The 17,896-nt window shown below is 36.1% G+C and carries 17 protein-coding genes, 2 rRNA genes and 1 riboswitch (1 of these 20 running past the window's edge); of the genes, 13 read left to right on the top strand and 6 right to left on the bottom strand.

Annotated elements, in window-relative coordinates:
* Both TETH514_RS08930 and rrf read left to right on the top strand, forming a co-directional pair.
* A 23S ribosomal RNA gene (locus tag TETH514_RS08930) occupies positions 1-1,057 on the top strand; it begins 2,241 nt to the left of the window's first position.
* Positions 1,058-1,089: 32 nt separating this feature from the next.
* A 5S ribosomal RNA gene (rrf, locus tag TETH514_RS08925) occupies positions 1,090-1,241 on the top strand.
* A 98-nt stretch (positions 1,242-1,339) separates the two neighbouring features.
* Here rrf and TETH514_RS08920 read toward each other — a convergent pair.
* The 4 genes from TETH514_RS08920 to TETH514_RS08905 are packed head-to-tail and all read right to left on the bottom strand — an operon-like array spanning position 1,340 to position 4,559.
* Positions 1,340-1,993 (bottom strand): aspartate/glutamate racemase family protein, encoded by a 654-nt coding sequence (locus TETH514_RS08920; RefSeq protein WP_003868192.1) that lies wholly within the window; start codon positions 1,991-1,993, stop codon positions 1,340-1,342.
* Positions 1,994-2,009: 16 nt separating this feature from the next.
* Entirely contained in the window at positions 2,010-2,846 is an 837-nt protein-coding gene (locus TETH514_RS08915) for a MetQ/NlpA family ABC transporter substrate-binding protein (RefSeq protein WP_003868193.1), read from the bottom strand.
* Positions 2,847-2,878: 32 nt separating this feature from the next.
* Positions 2,879-3,532, bottom strand: coding sequence for a methionine ABC transporter permease (locus TETH514_RS08910; protein ID WP_003868194.1), 654 nt, complete (start codon positions 3,530-3,532; stop codon positions 2,879-2,881).
* Positions 3,525-4,559: a methionine ABC transporter ATP-binding protein gene (locus TETH514_RS08905; protein ID WP_003868195.1), complete on the bottom strand. Its 1,035-nt coding sequence runs from the start codon at positions 4,557-4,559 to the stop codon at positions 3,525-3,527. Before TETH514_RS08905 ends, TETH514_RS08910 begins: the two co-directional genes overlap by 8 nt.
* Positions 4,560-4,628: 69 nt before the next feature.
* Positions 4,629-4,751: riboswitch (SAM riboswitch) on the bottom strand.
* Between the two features lie 253 nt (positions 4,752-5,004).
* Between TETH514_RS08905 and thpR the strand changes: the two genes are divergently transcribed.
* Entirely contained in the window at positions 5,005-5,553 is a 549-nt protein-coding gene (gene thpR / locus TETH514_RS08900) for an RNA 2',3'-cyclic phosphodiesterase (RefSeq protein WP_003868196.1), read from the top strand.
* A gap of 24 nt (positions 5,554-5,577) precedes the next feature.
* Here the strand turns inward: thpR and TETH514_RS08895 are convergent, their stop codons facing one another.
* Positions 5,578-7,290: an NFACT family protein gene (locus tag TETH514_RS08895; RefSeq protein ID WP_003868197.1), complete on the bottom strand. Its 1,713-nt coding sequence runs from the start codon at positions 7,288-7,290 to the stop codon at positions 5,578-5,580.
* Between the two features lie 197 nt (positions 7,291-7,487).
* Here TETH514_RS08895 and TETH514_RS08890 point away from each other — a divergent pair, with 197 nt between their 5' ends.
* From TETH514_RS08890 to def, 10 genes are all read left to right on the top strand, one after another.
* A complete protein-coding gene (locus TETH514_RS08890; RefSeq protein WP_009052447.1) occupies positions 7,488-8,015 on the top strand; it encodes a Chromate resistance protein ChrB in 528 nt (175 codons plus the stop codon).
* A gap of 15 nt (positions 8,016-8,030) precedes the next feature.
* Positions 8,031-9,161, top strand: a complete 1,131-nt coding sequence (locus TETH514_RS08885) for an MFS transporter (RefSeq protein ID WP_009052446.1) — start codon at positions 8,031-8,033, stop codon at positions 9,159-9,161.
* Positions 9,162-9,252: 91 nt separating this feature from the next.
* A complete protein-coding gene (dapF, locus tag TETH514_RS08880) occupies positions 9,253-10,077 on the top strand; it encodes a diaminopimelate epimerase (protein WP_003868201.1) in 825 nt (274 codons plus the stop codon).
* Positions 10,078-10,122: 45 nt separating this feature from the next.
* On the top strand, positions 10,123-10,995 hold the full coding sequence (locus TETH514_RS08875) for a YicC/YloC family endoribonuclease (RefSeq protein ID WP_003868202.1): 873 nt from the start codon (positions 10,123-10,125) through the stop codon (positions 10,993-10,995).
* Positions 10,996-11,007: 12 nt separating this feature from the next.
* Positions 11,008-11,298, top strand: a complete 291-nt coding sequence (gene remA / locus TETH514_RS08870) for an extracellular matrix/biofilm regulator RemA (RefSeq protein ID WP_009052445.1) — start codon at positions 11,008-11,010, stop codon at positions 11,296-11,298.
* 9 nt (positions 11,299-11,307) lie between these two features.
* Positions 11,308-11,931 carry a guanylate kinase gene (gene gmk, locus TETH514_RS08865; protein WP_003868204.1) on the top strand — a complete coding sequence of 208 codons (624 nt, stop codon included), beginning with the start codon at positions 11,308-11,310 and terminating at the stop codon, positions 11,929-11,931.
* Positions 11,928-12,140 (top strand): DNA-directed RNA polymerase subunit omega, encoded by a 213-nt coding sequence (gene rpoZ / locus TETH514_RS08860; RefSeq protein ID WP_009052444.1) that lies wholly within the window; start codon positions 11,928-11,930, stop codon positions 12,138-12,140. The genes gmk and rpoZ overlap by 4 nt, the downstream gene beginning before the upstream one ends.
* Positions 12,141-12,151: 11 nt before the next feature.
* On the top strand, positions 12,152-13,351 hold the full coding sequence (gene coaBC, locus TETH514_RS08855; RefSeq protein WP_003868206.1) for a bifunctional phosphopantothenoylcysteine decarboxylase/phosphopantothenate--cysteine ligase CoaBC: 1,200 nt from the start codon (positions 12,152-12,154) through the stop codon (positions 13,349-13,351).
* Positions 13,352-13,401: 50 nt separating this feature from the next.
* Positions 13,402-15,600 (top strand): primosomal protein N', encoded by a 2,199-nt coding sequence (gene priA, locus TETH514_RS08850; protein ID WP_009052443.1) that lies wholly within the window; start codon positions 13,402-13,404, stop codon positions 15,598-15,600.
* A 19-nt stretch (positions 15,601-15,619) separates the two neighbouring features.
* Complete coding sequence (gene def, locus TETH514_RS08845) at positions 15,620-16,120, top strand: peptide deformylase (protein ID WP_009052442.1); 501 nt, start codon at positions 15,620-15,622, stop codon at positions 16,118-16,120.
* 112 nt (positions 16,121-16,232) lie between these two features.
* Here def and TETH514_RS08840 read toward each other — a convergent pair whose 3' ends face one another.
* The gene (locus TETH514_RS08840; RefSeq protein ID WP_172632708.1) at positions 16,233-17,471 is read right to left on the bottom strand and encodes an IS110 family transposase; all 1,239 of its coding nucleotides are present in this window, start codon (positions 17,469-17,471) and stop codon (positions 16,233-16,235) included.
* Positions 17,472-17,896: the final 425 nt, after the last annotated feature.

Below are 17,896 nucleotides of genomic sequence, written 5' to 3'. Positions count from 1 at the left end.
TGCCCGGTGCTGGAAGGTTAAGGGGAAGTGTGAGAGCACTGAACCGAAGCCCCAGTGAACGGCGGCCGTAACTATAACGGTCCTAAGGTAGCGAAATTCCTTGTCGGGTAAGTTCCGACCCGCACGAAAGGCGTAACGACTTGGGCGCTGTCTTGATGAGGGGCCCGGTGAAATTGTAGTACTCGTGAAGATGCGAGTTACCCGCGATTGGACAGAAAGACCCCGTGGAGCTTTACTGTAGCCTGTCACTGGATTTTGGTAATTCTTGTACAGGATAGGTGGGAGACAGAGAAGGTAGGGCGCCAGCCTTACTGGAGTCGACGTTGGGATACCACCCTGGGATTACCGGAATTCTAACCTATAGCCGTGAAACCGGCGTAGGGACAATGGCAGGTGGGCAGTTTGACTGGGGCGGTCGCCTCCTAAAGGGTAACGGAGGCGCCCAAAGGTTACCTCAGCGCGGACGGGAATCGCGCGAAAGAGTGCAAAGGCAGAAGGTAGCCTGACTGCGAGAGAGACATCTCGAGCAGGGACGAAAGTCGGGCTTAGTGATCCGGCGGCAGTGAGTGGGAACGCCGTCGCTCAACGGATAAAAGCTACCCCGGGGATAACAGGCTGATCTCCCCCAAGAGTCCACATCGACGGGGAGGTTTGGCACCTCGATGTCGGCTCATCGCATCCTGGGGCTGAAGTAGGTCCCAAGGGTTGGGCTGTTCGCCCATTAAAGCGGTACGCGAGCTGGGTTCAGAACGTCGTGAGACAGTTCGGTCCCTATCCGTCGCGGGCGTAGGAAACTTGAGAGGCACTGCCCCTAGTACGAGAGGACCGGGGTGGACGAACCGATGGTGTACCAGTTGCACCGCCAGGTGCACAGCTGGGTAGCCAAGTTCGGAAGGGATAAACGCTGAAAGCATCTAAGCGTGAAGCCCGCCTCAAGATTAGGTTTCCCATCCGAGAGGGGTAAGACACCTCGAAGACTACGAGGTAGATAGGCCGGGGGTGTAAGAGTGGAAACACTCTTAGCTGACCGGTACTAATCAGTCGAGGACTTGACCGATAAGGCTTTGTGCAGTTTTGAGGGTCTAGATTTCCGGTGGCGATAGCGGAGGGGAAACACCCGTTCCCATTCCGAACACGGTCCACAAGGGGCCCCCAGACGGTCGCAAGACCGGCTGGGGTGCTAGTTAAGCCCTCCAGCGCCGATGGTACTGCTTTCGCGGGAGAGTAGGTCGCTGCCGGTAAAATTTTATACATATTTAAAAGAGGTAGTCTGTTTTTAAAATGGGCTACCTCTTTTCTGTTTTTATCTCCGGAAATTGATGCTCAAGTGTTTTTAATCTCACAAAAAGAGTTCAGCCAGCATTTTTTCTGCTGGGTCAATGATAGGTACGTTTAATTTTTGTTCAAGTTTTTCTTTCAAATAAGGTAGGTGGGTGCAGCCTAGCACCAGCCCCTCTGCATTGAAGTTTTTAGGGACTAAATCGGCAAGATTAAATTTATCAATGATGATTTCTGGAATTTCGAGATTTTCAATTGCCCTTATTACTGGAAGCGTAGTGACCCCGATGATTTGAATCGTAGGATTATTTTCGTAAAAGATTTTTTCTATAGTCTTCAAGGACTGGCCATTGGCAGCCAAGATTACCAACCGCTTATATCTTGACGCCAGGCTATGGTATACTTGAAGTGGTGTTACAATATTGGTATCAGGGTACTTTTGTTTTACAAGTTCAAGGTCTATTGCAGCTGAAAGAGAATTGCAGTAAATCATTACCTTTCTTATGTTTTGCTTCTGGAAATCGCCTATAATAGAGATTACCTTCTGGGTGAGAGCATCAGGTTTTAAGAACTGGAGCATGTTTTGTTCATCGGGGCTTGAAGCAGCAGGGATTCCCACCGCTTCAAGCCCCTTTTTTCTTATAAAATCGACTCCCATCTGAGTATCTACTGGTGTACCAGCGATGACACCGATAGTTTTATCAGATTCTGACAATAAAATCACCTCCTGCTTAAAAGGCGGGTACGACAGCACCTTTATATGTTTCCTCAATGAATTTTTTAACTTCTGGAGAATTTAAGGCTTCGGCTAACTTCTTAAGTTCAGGCCTAGATTCATCGCCTTTGCGGACCACCAGTACATTGACATAAGGGGAATTTGCTGATTCGATAAAGAGAGCATCCTTAGTGGGTATAAGTCCAGCTTCCAAGGCGTAGTTGGTGTTTATTACCGCTGCGTCTACATCTGACAGTACCCTTGGCAGAGTAGCGGCTTCCAGCTCGGAAATCTTAATTTTTTTAGGATTTTCGACAATGTCATTTACTGTTGCTTTAATACCTGCATCTGGTTTTAATTTTATTACTCCAGCTGATTGCAGCAGTAGCAAAGCTCTTCCGCCATTGGTAGCGTCGTTGGGTATGGCAATGGTAGCGCCTTCTTTTAACTCACTGAGGTTTTTGATTTTTTGGGAGTATATACCCATGGGTTCGATATGAACTTTAGCAATATATGTTAAATCAAGATTATGCTCCTTTGAGAAATCTTCAAGATAAGGGATGTGCTGGAAATAGTTAGCATCTAATTCTTTTTCAGCTAGCTTTAGGTTGGGTTGCACGTAATCTGTGAACTCTACAATCTCTAGAGTAATTCCCTCTTTTTCGAGGAGGGGTTTTACGACGTTTAAAATTTGGGCGTGGGGCACTGGAGTAGCTCCTACTTTGATGGTTGTTTTTGATACGCCCTGGTTTTGGGTTTGTTTGTCGGAAGTGGGTCCTTGTTTTGTTCCGCATCCCGCAATAAAAATTGTTAGAAGGCTCAGTAATAAAAGTGTAGTTAAGAACTTTTTCACATCAATCTCCTCCTTTATTAAAAAAGTAAAATTTACCGATTTTTTGACAGCTGTTTTACTAGTACATCTCCTATGAGTTGAATTAGCTGTACCATAGCTACCAAAATTGCTACGGTATAAAGCATAATGTCGAGCATAAATCGCTGATATCCATATCTTACTGCTAAATCTCCTAGCCCACCACCTCCTATAACACCTGCCATGGCAGAATATCCCACTAAATTTATAGTAGTTATGGTAATCCCTGCGGCTATTGAAGGTAAAGCCTCGGGGACTAGCACCTTGGTTATGATTTGAAGGGGTGAAGCTCCCATAGACTGGGCTGCTTCAATGATACCGCGGTCTACCTCTCTTAATGCTGTTTCGGTAAGCCTTCCCATAAAGGGAATAGCCGCTACCGAAAGGGGAACAATCGCTGCGGTGGTCCCTATAGCTTTCCCTACAAGCAATCGTGTAAAAGGTATAAGCACGATTAAAAGTATTACAAAAGGCACAGAGCGAAAAATATTTACAATAGTGCCTAGTATTTTGTTTAAAAGTTCGTTTTGCAGTATCTGATTCCTGTCGGTTACCATCAGCAGGATTCCGAGGGGTACCCCGAAAATCGTTGCTATGAACGTTGACACCGCCACCATGTAAATAGTTTGCCATGTGGCAACCAGCAACAAGTTTATAGTTTCAGACATTTTCAATCACCTCCACGTCGAGTCCCAAATCTTTTAGATATTTTAAAGCAGCGTCTGTTTCACCGTTTTTGCCTCTTAGCTCAACTATAAGAGTACCGTAGGGCATACCCTGGATGTGGTCAATGTTTCCATAGAGAATATTGGTGTCAACATCAAATTTTCTTATAATGTTTGATATGACAGGTTCTGTTGTAATTTCGCCGAAAAAGGCAATTTTAATAATTTTGCCTTCCAAGTGTTCGTGGGACAAGTTTTCAATCCTATCTTTTAATTCCTTAGGCATTTCTGATAAAGTTACAGATTTCAAAAAATTTCGTGCGGTTTCTGTTTGAGGTTTTTTAAATACTTCAATAAGAGGTCCCTGTTCTACCACACGACTTTTTTCAATAACTGCTACTTTATTGCAAATTTGTTTAATGACATTCATTTCATGTGTTATGAGAACTATGGTGATTCCCAGCTCCCTATTTATATCTTTTAAAAGATTTAAAATAGAAAGAGTTGTTTCTGGATCCAGCGCTGAAGTAGGTTCGTCACAAAGAAGAACTTTCGGATCATTAGCCAGGGCTCGTGCTATACCTACCCGCTGTTTTTGACCGCCTGAAAGCTGAGAAGGATAGTTGTCGGCCTTGTCGGAAAGCCCCACGAGCTCTAAAAGATTTTCTACTTTTTTATCGATTGTCCTTTTGTCCAGCCCGGCAATCTCCAAAGGAAAAGCCACATTGCCTCTGACAGTTCTGGATGATAACAGATTAAAATGCTGGAATATCATGCCTATTTTTTTTCGCATTTCTTTTAATTCAGAGGGAGAAAGCCGAGTCATTTCAACACCATCTATCTCAATTGAACCGGAAGTTGGCTTTTCGAGCATATTTATGCAGCGCAGGAGAGTACTCTTTCCAGCACCGCTCAGACCTATAATTCCAAAAATATCGCCTTTTTCTATGTTGAGGTTGACGTCTTCCAAAGCCCTAACATTTCCTGAAGCTGAATGATAAACTTTTGTAAGATTTCTAATATAGATCAAAGAAAAGCCTCCTTTCCCAAAATAAAAATAAAAAATCCTCTTCTGACAGTACGAAGAGGTTTTTAAATCCTCTTATCTGCCAGAACTCAACGTTCTGCAGGAATTAGCACCGTGCAGCCGCATGTTTAAAACTTTCGGCCACCGGTTGCCGGGTTTCATCGGGCCAGTCCCTCCACCTGCTCTCGATAAGAGTTTTTATTTTATTATTCACTTTAGCAATTTAATTAGATAATAACATCAACATAAACATTTGTCAATAGGTTAAAAAAGTCATGATGTAAGTTATTTAAAAAATCATAAAGCTAACAGAAACAGAGGCAAGAAAAATATAGCAATAGTCTATTTGAGATGGATTTTTTTTGCTTCTATTTGCTATAATTTTGAGGAGGACAATGAAAGTTTTAATACAATTATTTCCATGGAAATAGAAAAAAGGAGGAGTGCTATGAGAACGTTTATTGGAATTGATTTAGATGAAAAATCAATAGGGAAATTATCAAGTTTTCAGGAAGAGTTAAAAAATTATACGATAAAAGGAAGATGGACTCATAAAGATAATTTCCATATTACTTTAAAATTTCTAGGGGAAATAGAAACAGAAAGTGTAATGAAAATAAAAGACTCTCTTGAAGTAGCAGTAAAAGATATTAGTCCCTTTTATATAAAATTTGACAAAGTAGGATTTTTTAAGGGAAATGGCGATATGCGAGTATTGTGGGTAGGTACAGAAGAAAATTCCTTTCTTAATAAACTGCATGACAATATAGATGAGGAATTATATAAAATTGGCTTTGAAAAAGATAAAAGAAAGTTTACTTCCCACATTACCATTGCCAGAGACATACGTTTAAGCATTGACATAGAAGAAGTAAATAGTCTTTTTGAAAAACAAGAAAAAGGAGCAATTTTAGTAGATACAGTTTTTTTGTATGAGAGTGTTATACAAGAAAATAGAAGAAAATATATTCCTATATTTAGTGTGCCTTTAAAATAAGAAGTAAGATGCCTAAAAAGCATCTTACTCTGGGTCTACATAAAGGGTCTTTTGGCTTGTATATATTACAAAACCTGGTTTTGCGCCAGAAGGTTTTTTTACGTATTTTTTTAAGGTATAATCAACAGGTACATTTGAAGAATGTTTCGCTTTGCTATATTTGGCGGCTAATTTTGCAGCTTCAATAAGAGTTGTTTCAGGCACAGGTTTGTTATTTGTCTTGATTATGACGTGAGACCCTGGCATGTCTTTTGTGTGAAGCCATATATCGTTAGGATTTGCGAATTTTAACGTTAGATAATCGTTTTGAGTGTTGTTTTTCCCTATATATATGTCGAAACCGTCTGAAGATACTACATGTAACGGTTGAGAAAGAGTTTGCCGTGATATTTTTTTCTTTTGCTGCTTATGTATATACCCTTGTTCAGACAGTTCATTTTTTATTTCCTCTATTTCTGATGGTAATGTACAATTTTCCAAGTTCACTAGTTGACCTTCTAAATAAGTTATTTCCTCAAGAGTATCGGATATTTGTTTTTCTATTATTTTATTGGCATTTTTTAACTTGCTGTATTTTTTAAAGTATCTTTGTGCATTTTCTGAAGGGGAATATTTTTTGTCAATGGGTATTTCAATTTCTTCACCAGTGTAATAGTTTATGGTTTTGAAGCTTTCCATTCCTTTTTTTAACAAATGCATATTTGCTGTTATAAGTTCGCCGTAAAGTCTAAAAGTGTCAGCATTTTTTGCTTCGTTTAATTCTTGTTGAAGTTTATCTAATTTGTTATAAAGTTTTTCTAAATTGTTGTTGATGATTTTTCTTAAATCCGAGGACCTTACTTGCAAATTTACTATATTTGCTTTTTCACTGAAAAATTTACAAGCAGCTTTGTTCACTGTAGGGAAAAAAGTTTTTGTAATATATTGAGATAAATCAATACAAGAAAAGTCAATTACTTCATTTTCCTGAAAGGCAATGCAAGGTTTTAAATTTAAGCTTAAAACATCTTCATATATTTTTTTTATGTTTTGATATAGATTTTCAATTTGCTCATCTTCTATTGATTCTACAAATCTGTCAGATATATTACATCTAAAAGTAACTTCTCTTGCCAAAGTGGGGCTAAATCCTTGTAAAATATCTACTAAGGTTTTTTCAATTTTTTTTGACTTGTAGTTATTAACAGCTTCTTTAAAAGAAGGTAGCGAGAGATTATTTATATTTAACTTTTCCTGCAGTGGTGGGTAGACATATTGCCTCCCAGGTAGTACTTCTCTTACTTTACTCATATCGGAATATACTCTTTTTATGCTATCTATTATCGTTTGAGTAGCTTTGTCAATTAATATGATATTGCTGTGTCTTCCCATTATTTCAATAATTAGAGTTTTAATTGTTTGATTTTCTAATTCGTCTTTTGTTTCTATGTCGATTTTTACTATTCTGTCAAATTCTACTTGTTTTATATCTATTATCCTGCCGCTTTGAAGAAATTTTCTCAATAGCATGCAAAACATTGGAGGCTCAGCAGGATTTTCTTTATTTTCTTCTGCAAGATATATTCTTGGATAATTTGCATTAGCAGACAATAGCAGTTTATAGTTTTTACCTTTATTTCGTATTATAAAGATTAATTCTTCTTTTTCAGGTTGATATATTTTATCAATTCTTCCACCAATAATTTCTTCTTTTAGTTCTTTTATTATTGCATGTAAAGTTATGCCGTCCAAAGCCATAGTATAACCTCCAGATTTTATTGTATATAAAAAGTATACCATGAAATCGAAGGGTTTAATAGTGAAAAATTGATTGTATTGATTTTAGTTGTAACATTTGTTACAATAAAACAAGATGTAAAAATAGGAATTAAAGTTTAATTGCCATAAGTAGAAAATTGAAAAGCAAGAGAAAGAAAGATAGAGGAGGTGGAAAGTTGAAGTGGTTACTTTTTGTGTATAAGGTCCCAAGTGATTCGTCAACAGCTAGGGTTACTATATGGAGAAGAATAAAAAAAATTGGCGCTTTGTATTTACAACAGTCTGTATGTATTGTGCCTTACATGGAAAGGTTTTTAAAAGAAATAGAGAAGCTAAAGGATGAAATTAAAGGCTTTGGAGGAGATTTTAAAGCCTTTGAAGTAGTGGCCCTTGATGAAGAAATAGAGAAGGATGTGATAGAACAATTTAATCATCAAAGGAGGGAAGAATATAGTGAAATAAAGGAACAATGTGAAGAGTTTTTTAAAGAGATTGAAAAAGAGATAGCAAGAAAAAATTTTACTTTTGCAGAATTAGAGGAAAATGAAGATGAGTTGAATAAGTTATATAAGTGGTTTGAAAAAGTAGCCCAAAGAGATGTGTTTGAGTGTGAAATGAAAAAAGAGGTTAAGGATTTATTAGAAAAAGCCAGTCGAGACTTTGAATATTTTGCTTCATTGGTTTATGAAAATAATAAAGAGTGAAGGGAGGCATTTTAATTGTTAAATGTAATTATTTTGGGGTTGACAAGTCTTCTTACAGATATATCTACTGAAATGGTATATCCTTTGATTCCACTTTTTCTCACCTCTCAACTGGGGGCAAGCCCGGCAATAGTGGGTATCATTGAAGGTTTTGCAGAAAGTTTAGCTAGCATACTTAAAGTTTTTTCAGGGTACATATCTGATAAAGTAGGTAAAAGAAAACCTTTAGCTATAGCTGGATATTCTTTTTCCACTATAGGAAAAATGTTTTTGTATTTTGCTACTTCATGGGGATGGGTGTTTTTAGGTAGAACTAGTGACAGATTTGGAAAAGGAATACGAACAGCCCCGAGAGATGCTTTAATTGCTGAAGCTGTAGATAAAGATAAGATCGGAAGAGCATATGGACTTCATAGAGCATTGGATACCTTAGGGGCAACGATTGGAATTGCTTTAGCCTATTATTTTTTGACTTCTTACAAAGGGAATTATAAGGCGGTTTTTATGTATTCTTTAATACCAGCTTTTTTAGGAGTTTTTGTGCTGTTTTTTGCTAAGGAAAGCAAAGTAACAAATCAACTTTCAAAAAAGCTTTCATTTTCTTGGAGAAGTCTTGATAGACGCCTTCAAATGTTTTTAATAGTTATTTTAATTTTTGCCTTGGGTAATTCCTCTAATCAATTTTTGCTTTTAAGGGCGAAAAATGTGGGATTTAGCGATTCGGATGTTATACTTTTGTATTTGGTGTACAACATAGTTTATATGATTTTTTCGTATCCTATGGGAAGATTGTCGGATAAAATAGGAAGAAAGAAACTTCTCATCATCGGCTATTTCCTTTACGGAATAGTGTATTTGGGATTTGCTGTTTTTGGCTTTAAAAGTGCTATGTGGATATTATTTTCTGTTTATGGTTTGTACATCGCTTTGACTGAGGGTGTTGAAAAAGCTTTAGTTGCGGAGATTTCTCCACCTCATTTAAAAGGTACAGTTATAGGGCTTCATGCTACTTTTACAGGCATTGGCCTTTTACCGGCTTCTTTTATAGCGGGAATACTTTGGGATACATTGGGAGTAACTGCACCTTTTTATTTTGGCGGAATTATGGGAGTTTTGGCTGCTATTGGCCTTATGATCGTTTTATGATTGTTTTCCTCACATTTTCTTAAAATATCTAACCAAATTAGCCTTTTTTGTGTTATAATATCCTTGAAGATTAGAAAATGGAGTGATATAGGTGAAATTTACTAAAATGCATGGATTGGGAAATGACTTTATAGTAATTGAGGCTCGAGAAAATGTAGATTATAGTGAATTAGCTATTAAACTTTGTGATAGGCATTTTGGTATAGGGGCGGATGGTCTTTTAGTCGTTGAGCCTTCAGGAATTGCGGATATTAGGATGAGGATTTTTAATGCAGATGGTAGCGAAGCAGAAATGTGCGGTAATGGTTCTAGGTGTTTTGCAAAATATGTTTATGAAAGAGGGATAGTAAAAAAAGAGAAAATGGCAGTGGAAACCTTAGCGGGAGTGATTATGCCAGAAGTTTTTGTAGAAAATGGGAAAGTAGAAAGTGTAAAAGTTTACATGGGTAGTCCTATTTTTGAGGCTAATAAAATACCTGTAAAAACTGATAAGCAAAAATTTATAAATGAGCCGGTAAAAATAGATGGGAAAGTTTATAAATTAACTTCTATAAGAGTAGGAGTGCCTCATACTATTGTTTTTGTAAAATCCTTAGATGAAAATATGATTAAAGAATTAGGTCCTAAAATTGAAAAATCTTCCATTTTTCCTCAAGGTACAAATGTGGATTTTGTAAAAGTAGAAGATAAAGAAAATATTTCTGTAAGGACTTGGGAAAGAGGTGTGGGGCTTACTCTTGCCTGTGGAAGTGGTGCCTGTGCCTCTGCAGTAGCTTCAGCAGTTTTAGGTAAGACGGAGCGAAATGTCAATGTCCATTTTAAAGGTGGTAAACTTTTAGTAGAATGGCTGGATGACAATAGTATTTATTTATCTGGAAGTGTGGAAGAAGTCTTCAGGGGCGAAATAGAGCTTTAGTTTAATACAGTGAGAATTTGACTATAATAAGAAAAAGGTGATATGATGATAAAAAGCATGACCGGTTATGGAAGAGGTGAGATTAAGGAAAAAGGCTATTATATAACTGTGGAAATTAAATCTTTAAACCACAGATTTTTAGACATAAATTGCAGGATGAATAAACTTTTAAGTGGACTTGAAGAAAAAGTGAGAGAATTTGTTTCAAAGCAGATTGCGAGAGGGAGAATAGAATTAAATATTGGTTTTGAAGTGTATGAAAGAAGTATTAATGTTATAGAAATTGATGAGAATCTTTTGTCAGAATATCTTAGAGTTTTTACTGATGTAAAGTCTAAATTTGAATTAGAAGGATTTATAAAGGTAAGTGATTTAGTGTATCTGCCGGAAGTTATCAGGGTAAAGAATGAGGATTTGGATTTAGAAGAAATATGGGAGTTATTAAAACTGCCATTGGGAGAAGCTATTAATAACCTCATTGACATGAGAAACAAAGAAGGTATAAAATTATACGATGATATAGTTAATAGAATGGGCAAAATTTCAGATATAGTAAAAGAGATTGAAGATTTGAGTTTTGTAATGGTAGAAGATTATAGAAAAAGATTGGAACAGCGTATAAAAGAATTGGGGGTAGATATAGATCCTAATAGGATGGCAATGGAAATAGCAATTATTGCTGACAAGTCATGTATTGCTGAAGAAATAACAAGGCTTAAAAGCCACATTGTTCAATTTAAAGATTCTTTAAAAGAAGAAGGTTCTATAGGTAAAAAATTAGATTTTATAGTTCAGGAGATGAATCGTGAAGCTAATACGATTGCTTCAAAGTCAATAGACTATAGAATTTCTAATAAAGTCATTGACTTGAAAAATGAGATTGAAAAAATTAGAGAACAAGTTCAAAATATTGAGTAGGGAGGAAAAAGTATGTCGATTAAATTAATAAATATTGGTTTTGGCAATATAATTTCGGCTAATAGATTGGTGGCAATAGTTAGTCCAGAATCTGCACCTATAAAAAGAATAATTCAAGAGGCAAAAAATAGAGGTATGCTTATCGATGCTACATATGGTAGAAGAACAAGAGCCGTTATAATTACTGATAGTGACCACATAATACTTTCTGCTGTTCAACCAGAGACCGTAGCTAATCGTCTCAATTCTAACAAGGAGATATTAGAAGATACTTTAGAAGAAGACGAAGAAGAGGAAGAGTAGGGGGAATTTGTGTTGTCGAAAAAGAAAAAAGGGTTACTTATTGTACTTTCTGGGCCTTCAGGGGCAGGAAAAGGGACGATATGCAAAGCTTTGATGGAAAAAGAGAAAGATTTAAAATTGAGTATATCTGCTACTACCCGTCAGCCAAGAAGCGGAGAAATAGAAGGGAAAAACTATTTTTTTAAATCGGAAGAGGAATTTGAGAAAATGATAGAAAATGATTCTTTTTTAGAATGGGCAAAGGTATATGGCCACTACTACGGTACACCGAAGGATTTCGTATTAAAAAATTTAGATGAAGGAAATGATGTGGTTTTAGAGATAGATATTCAAGGAGCTTTAAAAATAAAAGAGAAGTTTCCAGAAGGAGTGTTTATTTTCATATTGCCTCCTTCAATGGAAGAATTAAAAAATAGGATTAAAAAACGGGGGACAGAGACAGAAGAGGAGATAATAAAAAGATTTAAAAGTGCTTATGAGGAATTAAACTATGTTTCCAGGTACAATTATGTAGTTATAAATGATAGTGTAGAAGAAGCGGTTGAAAAAATTAAAGCTATAATTATTGCAGAGAAATGCAGAGTTGATAGAAATAAGGATTTGTACTTAGAAATCAAGGAGGGGTTGGTATGATTTTATATCCATCAATTGTAGATTTAATGGAAAAAGTAGATAGCAAATATACTTTGTGTTCTTTAGTTGCAAAAAGAGCAAGACAGCTTATTGCTGGTGACACTAAATTAGTAGACATAGATTCTGATAAACCTGTAACAATTGCTACAGAAGAAGTAAACAATGGACTTATTACTTATCAAAGACCGCAAAAATATGGAATAAAATAGAGGGTGTTGAAATGAATACAAGCAAAAAAAATGTAGTATTAGGGGTTACAGGAGGTATAGCAGCTTATAAAGCTGCAGACCTTACATCTCGACTCGTAAAAAAAGACATAAATGTGGATGTCATAATGACAAAGGAAGCTACAAATTTTATAAATCCTCTCACTTTTGAGGCTTTAACTAACAATAAAGTAGTTGTTGATATGTTTGAGGATAGGAAATATTGGGAAATTGAGCATATTTCTTTAGCAAAAAAAGCTGATGTATTTGCAATAGTTCCTGCAACCGCAAATATTATTGCTAAAATTGCTCATGGGATTGCAGACGATATGTTAACTACTACTATTCTTGCTACAAAGAGTCCTGTACTAATTGCTCCCGCCATGAATACAAACATGTATACCAATCCTGTGACTCAAAAGAATATTAAAATTTTAAAAGAATATGGTTTTTTATTTGTGGAGCCAGCTGCCGGAAGGCTTGCTTGTGGAACTTATGGCGCAGGAAGATTGGCTGATGTAGAGGAGATTGAAAAAGCTATTTTAGAGTTATTGGACAATGAGAAAAAAAGAGATTTTGAAGGGAAAAAGGTGTTAGTAACAGCAGGGCCTACTCGAGAGCCTCTTGATCCTGTAAGATACATTACAAATCGCTCTTCGGGTAAAATGGGCTATGAGATTGCAAAAGCTTTAGTGGAAAGAGGGGCACAAGTGATTTTAATTTCTGGGCCTACTTATATAGAGGTACCTAAAGATGTGACTTTTATTCCTGTAGAAACAGCGGTAGATATGTACAATGCTGTCATGATGCACCTTAATGAAGTAGACATTGTCATAGGGGCTGCAGCTGTTTCTGACTACAGACCTAAAGAGATGAAAAAAGAAAAGATAAAAAAAGATGAAGAGAAATTAACTATTGAATTAGTTAAAAATCCAGACATAATGTATGAAGTAGGACAGAAAAAAGGAAACAAGATTTCGATAGGTTTTGCTGCTGAAACTACTAATTTAGTAGAATATGCACAAAGAAAGTTAAAGGAGAAAAATATGGATTTAATAGTTGCAAATGATGTAACTCAAAAGGGAGCAGGTTTTGAAGTAGACACGAATATAATAAAAATCATAGATAGAGATTTAAACGTAAAGGAGTATCCTTTGATGACAAAGATAGAAGCTTCTCATGTGATATTAGATGAAATAGCTAAATTGTTGTAAGGCCTTTCGGCTTTTTTTATTTGGTAAATATTTAACAGGCGGAGGTTGCCATGTTTGCCGAGGTCGTTGTAGACATTAAATCTTCTAATACTGACAGGGTATATACTTATCGTATTCCTGAAGGAATGAATGTAAAAATTGGGATGAGGGTATCTGTCCCCTTTAATAATAGGTTTATAGAGGGATATGTAATAAGTATTACTGACAAGGCGTCTTATTCAGTGGATAAAATAAAGGATATCCATAGGATTTTAGACAGCTATAGCATATTTGATGAAAAAATGATTGAACTGGCTAAGTGGATGAAGGATTATTATAAATGTTATTTTTCTGAAGCTCTCCAGACTATAATGCCTGTAGGGATAAAGCAAGGGGAAAAGAAAGTAAAGGTTGTGAAAATAAATATTGATGAGATACCTTCACAGCTTTCCAAAAAGGCGCCAAAGCAATACGAAATATTACAATATTTAAAAAATAGAAGTCCTATTAGGCTTTCTGAGCTTGTCAAGGTGCTCAATATAGACTATGGAGTTATAAAAAGTTTACAAAATAAAGGGTATATAGAAATTTACGAGGAAGAAGTATTGAGATTTAGTGTAAAAGATATTGAAAAAACTAAGCCTCTATTATTGACAGAAGAACAACAAAGAGCTGTAGAAGAGGTTAAAAGGTCTATCTTGACAGGCACTTTTGATAAATATTTGCTTTTTGGTGTAACAGGAAGTGGCAAAACTGAAGTTTATCTTCAATTGATAGATGAAGCTATAAAAATAGGCAAAAGCGCTATAGTTTTAGTACCAGAAATCTCATTGACGCCTCAGACTATTGAAAGGTTTGTGAGTCGATTTGGCAATAGAGTGGCTGTAATTCACAGTGGCCTTTCACCGGGAGAACGTTTTGATGAATGGAGAAAAGTAAAAAATGGTTTAGTGGACGTAGTAGTTGGTGTGAGAAATGCAGTTTTTGCTCCTTTTAATAATCTTGGCCTCATTATAATTGACGAGGAACATGAGACCACCTACAAACAATCAGACTTAAGACCTAAATATAATGCTAAAGAAGTGGCAGAAAAGCGGTGTGAAATAGAAAAAGCAGTTCTGGTTATGGCCAGTGCTACTCCTTCTTTAGAGACCTATTATAAAGCTAATAAAGGAGAATATAAACTTATAAGACTTACAAAAAGGATTAATGTTTCTATGCCGCAGATAGAAGTTGTCAATATGAGTGAGGAATTGGCAAGCGGAAATACTTCAATATTTAGTCGCAAATTATTTTCCTATATAAAAGAAAATCTTAAAAGGAAAGAGCAAACTATTCTTTTTTTAAACAGAAGAGGATACTCTTCATTTGTTTCCTGCAGAGATTGCGGTTATGTGCCTAAATGTCCTAATTGTGATATTTCTTTAACTTATCATTTTGAAGATAAAAAATTGGTTTGCCATTATTGTGGTTATGAGGAGACTATGAAAGATACATGTCCTAAATGTGGAAGTAAAAGGATTAGGTATTTAGGCATAGGGACCGAAAGGGTAGAAAACGACATAAAAAAGTTTTTTCCTAATGCAAGAGTTTTGAGGATGGATGTAGATACCACAAGAAAAAAAGGGTCTCATGAGAAAATTTTTTATGACTTTAGAAATGGTAAGGCAGACATTCTAATCGGTACGCAAATGATATCTAAAGGCTTTGACATTCCAAATGTTACGTTGGTGGGAGTAATACTTGCAGATATAACTTTAAATCTTCCTGATTTTAGGTCCAGTGAGAGGACTTTTCAGCTGCTCACTCAGGTAGCTGGAAGGGCAGGAAGAGGTGAAAAGCCTGGAAGAGTAGTAATACAGACCTATGAAGATGACCACTATAGTATAGTTACTGCAAAACAGCAAAATTATGTGAAGTTTTACAACGAAGAGATAAAATACAGAGAAATTTTTAGATACCCTCCTTTTTCACATCTAATGAATATAGTGGTATCAGGAGAAAAGGAGGAAGAGGTTAAAAATACTGCTGTAAGCACTTATTTAACTTGTCAAAAGCTTATTAACAAACTTCAAAATAAGAGTTATAATAAAATATTAGGACCTGCTCCAGCTCCTATAAGTAAAATAAACAACCGATATAGATGGCAGGTCATTTTAAAAAGTGAAGATAGAGACATCTTGACGGAGATAGCAGAAGAAATTCAAAAGATGAAATATTCTAAAGATATAAGGATAGCTGTAGACATTGACCCTTTGAGTATAATGTAAATTTAAGGAGGTATTTATTTTGGCAATAAGGTATGTTAGAAAAATTGGAGATGAGGTCTTAAGAAAAAAAGCAAAACCTGTTACAGAGATAAATTCTCATATTTTGACTATATTAGAGGATATGGCACAAACTATGTATCTCAACGATGGAGTAGGATTGGCTGCTAATCAAATAGGAGTGTTGAGAAGGTTAGTTGTCATAGATGTGGGAGAAGGTCTTTTAGAGCTTATAAACCCTGAGATTGTATATGAAGAAGGAGAACAAGTAGGGGCCGAAGGATGTTTAAGTATTCCGGGAGTAGTAGGAGAGGTTAAAAGGCCTAAAAAAGTAAAGGTAAAATATTTGGATAGAGAAGGTAAAGAGAGGGAAATTGAAGGTGAGGATTTACTGGCAAGAGCTTTATGCCATGAAATAGACCATTTAAACGGGGTTTTGTTTATAGATAAGGCTATAAGATTTTTAGATGAAGAAGAAAAAGAACAGGTTAAGTATTTCGGTAATATGTCAAGAGGGTGGTAAAAAAAATTCAAAAAAAATTTAATAAAATAACCTAAAAAAGGGTATAGCAAAGCTAACCATCACGCAATAAGCTAATGGAAATTAATGTAAAATATGGTTATGGGGTAATATGTTAACTTATACAATCATCTCCTTTCATTATTGGGGATTTATAAAGTTTTTCTTCGCGCAGCAGAGCGAAGACTAACCTTACAGTTTTACGTGCAGTCAATACAAGAGCACGTTTATGCTTGTGAGTTTTGCTTTCTTTAAATTTGCGGGCATAGTATTGTGAGAACTCAGGTAAATACTTCCTGAGCTGGTCAGCTGCTTGAATAAAATAATATCTGAGATACTCATTACCAGTACGCTTGAGATATGTGTCCTCCGCTTTAAAATCAGCAGACTGGTACTCTGACCAATAAAGGCCGGAAAACTTTGCAAGGGCATTATCATTATCAAACCTTGAAATTCCGCCTATCTCAGATATTAAGCCGGCTGCGATGGTTGGGCCAATACCTTTTACTGATGTAAGACAAAGAAATTCATTGTTAAATCCTTTTACCTCATTAATAATGGCTTTTTCTACAGCTTTCTTCTGCTTTTCAAGGGACTGTAGATTGTCAAAGCAAGACTTGATAACAAAGTTTAAAGAATCATCTACAGTAGCATTAATTCTATAAGACTTGCGAACAGCCTCTTGAAGCAATTTAGCTGTAGCTTCTGGATCATCAAAGCGATCTTTACTCTTATCAACCAAAAAGCCGGCAAGTTCATCAAGCGGTCGAGCCGCAATATCATCAAGGGTGAAAAACTCATTAAATATTTCAGTAGCAGTTGCTCCAAAATTATTACTAAAGACTTTATTTTGGCACAAACCGCTAAACTTAAGGAACAAATTGCTGAGTAAATAATTTTTTTCTCTAACAATACTATTAACAATGTGAAAGCGATGGCGAGTAAGCCTCTGGAGAGCAAGATATCTAAAATCTACAGAACAAGATTTAGGGAGTCTACCGAATCTCAGTTTTTCGGCAATAGCAAAGGCATCAATCCAGTCATTTTTAGGTAAATTGCCGAGAGACTTTTTAAAAGCATTAATAATATTTGCATTAAAAGTAGTAATAGAAGGTTGATAAGGCTTAAGAGCAGAATGATCAGCCAAATAATACTGAAGATGCCAGCCATAGACTGAGGTAGATTCCAAACCAATAAAGACCTTTTGAATATTGTATTTATTACAACACTCCAAGATACGTGATACTATAACATCACAACCATGAGGGTTATTTTCTACAGAAAAACGGGAGGAAGCATCATTACCCTCCTGGTCGAGAATATGAACCTTGACATCATTCAGGCTTACATCCATACCAACAAAAAGCTTATTCAAGATTGTTACACCTCCTTTCAAAAGTGATAAAGTAAGTAAAAGTTAATTTGAGATAACCCTAGCAACCAGATTATGTAGCAACCTCGCAATTAGCTCTTAATATATAAGCCTGAATCCTCTGCTGCCAGGGGCTTATATATGACAAAGCAGATTTCGCGTAAGAAAAGGCAAATCTGGTGTAGGGACCACACTTAAAAGAGCGGTCAAGCCGCATGGAGGACGAAAGCCTGTCCCACATTAACTTTACAGTATAATAATGCTACAAGTTATCTCAAAAGTAAATAATAAGGCCGAAAAAAGATGAGACGGCCGCGCCATGAATCCTGCATATTGCGCAATATTACGGATTCATGGCAATAGATAAGATTTTAGACAAGATGAGAATATTAAAGATTTCCAGTTAT

This window comes from Thermoanaerobacter sp. X514, from assembly GCF_000019065.1.
Classification (GTDB): domain Bacteria; phylum Bacillota; class Thermoanaerobacteria; order Thermoanaerobacterales; family Thermoanaerobacteraceae; genus Thermoanaerobacter; species Thermoanaerobacter pseudethanolicus.
The sequence above is the reverse complement of the archived record's forward strand: the minus strand, read 5'-3'. Positions and strand labels throughout refer to the sequence as shown.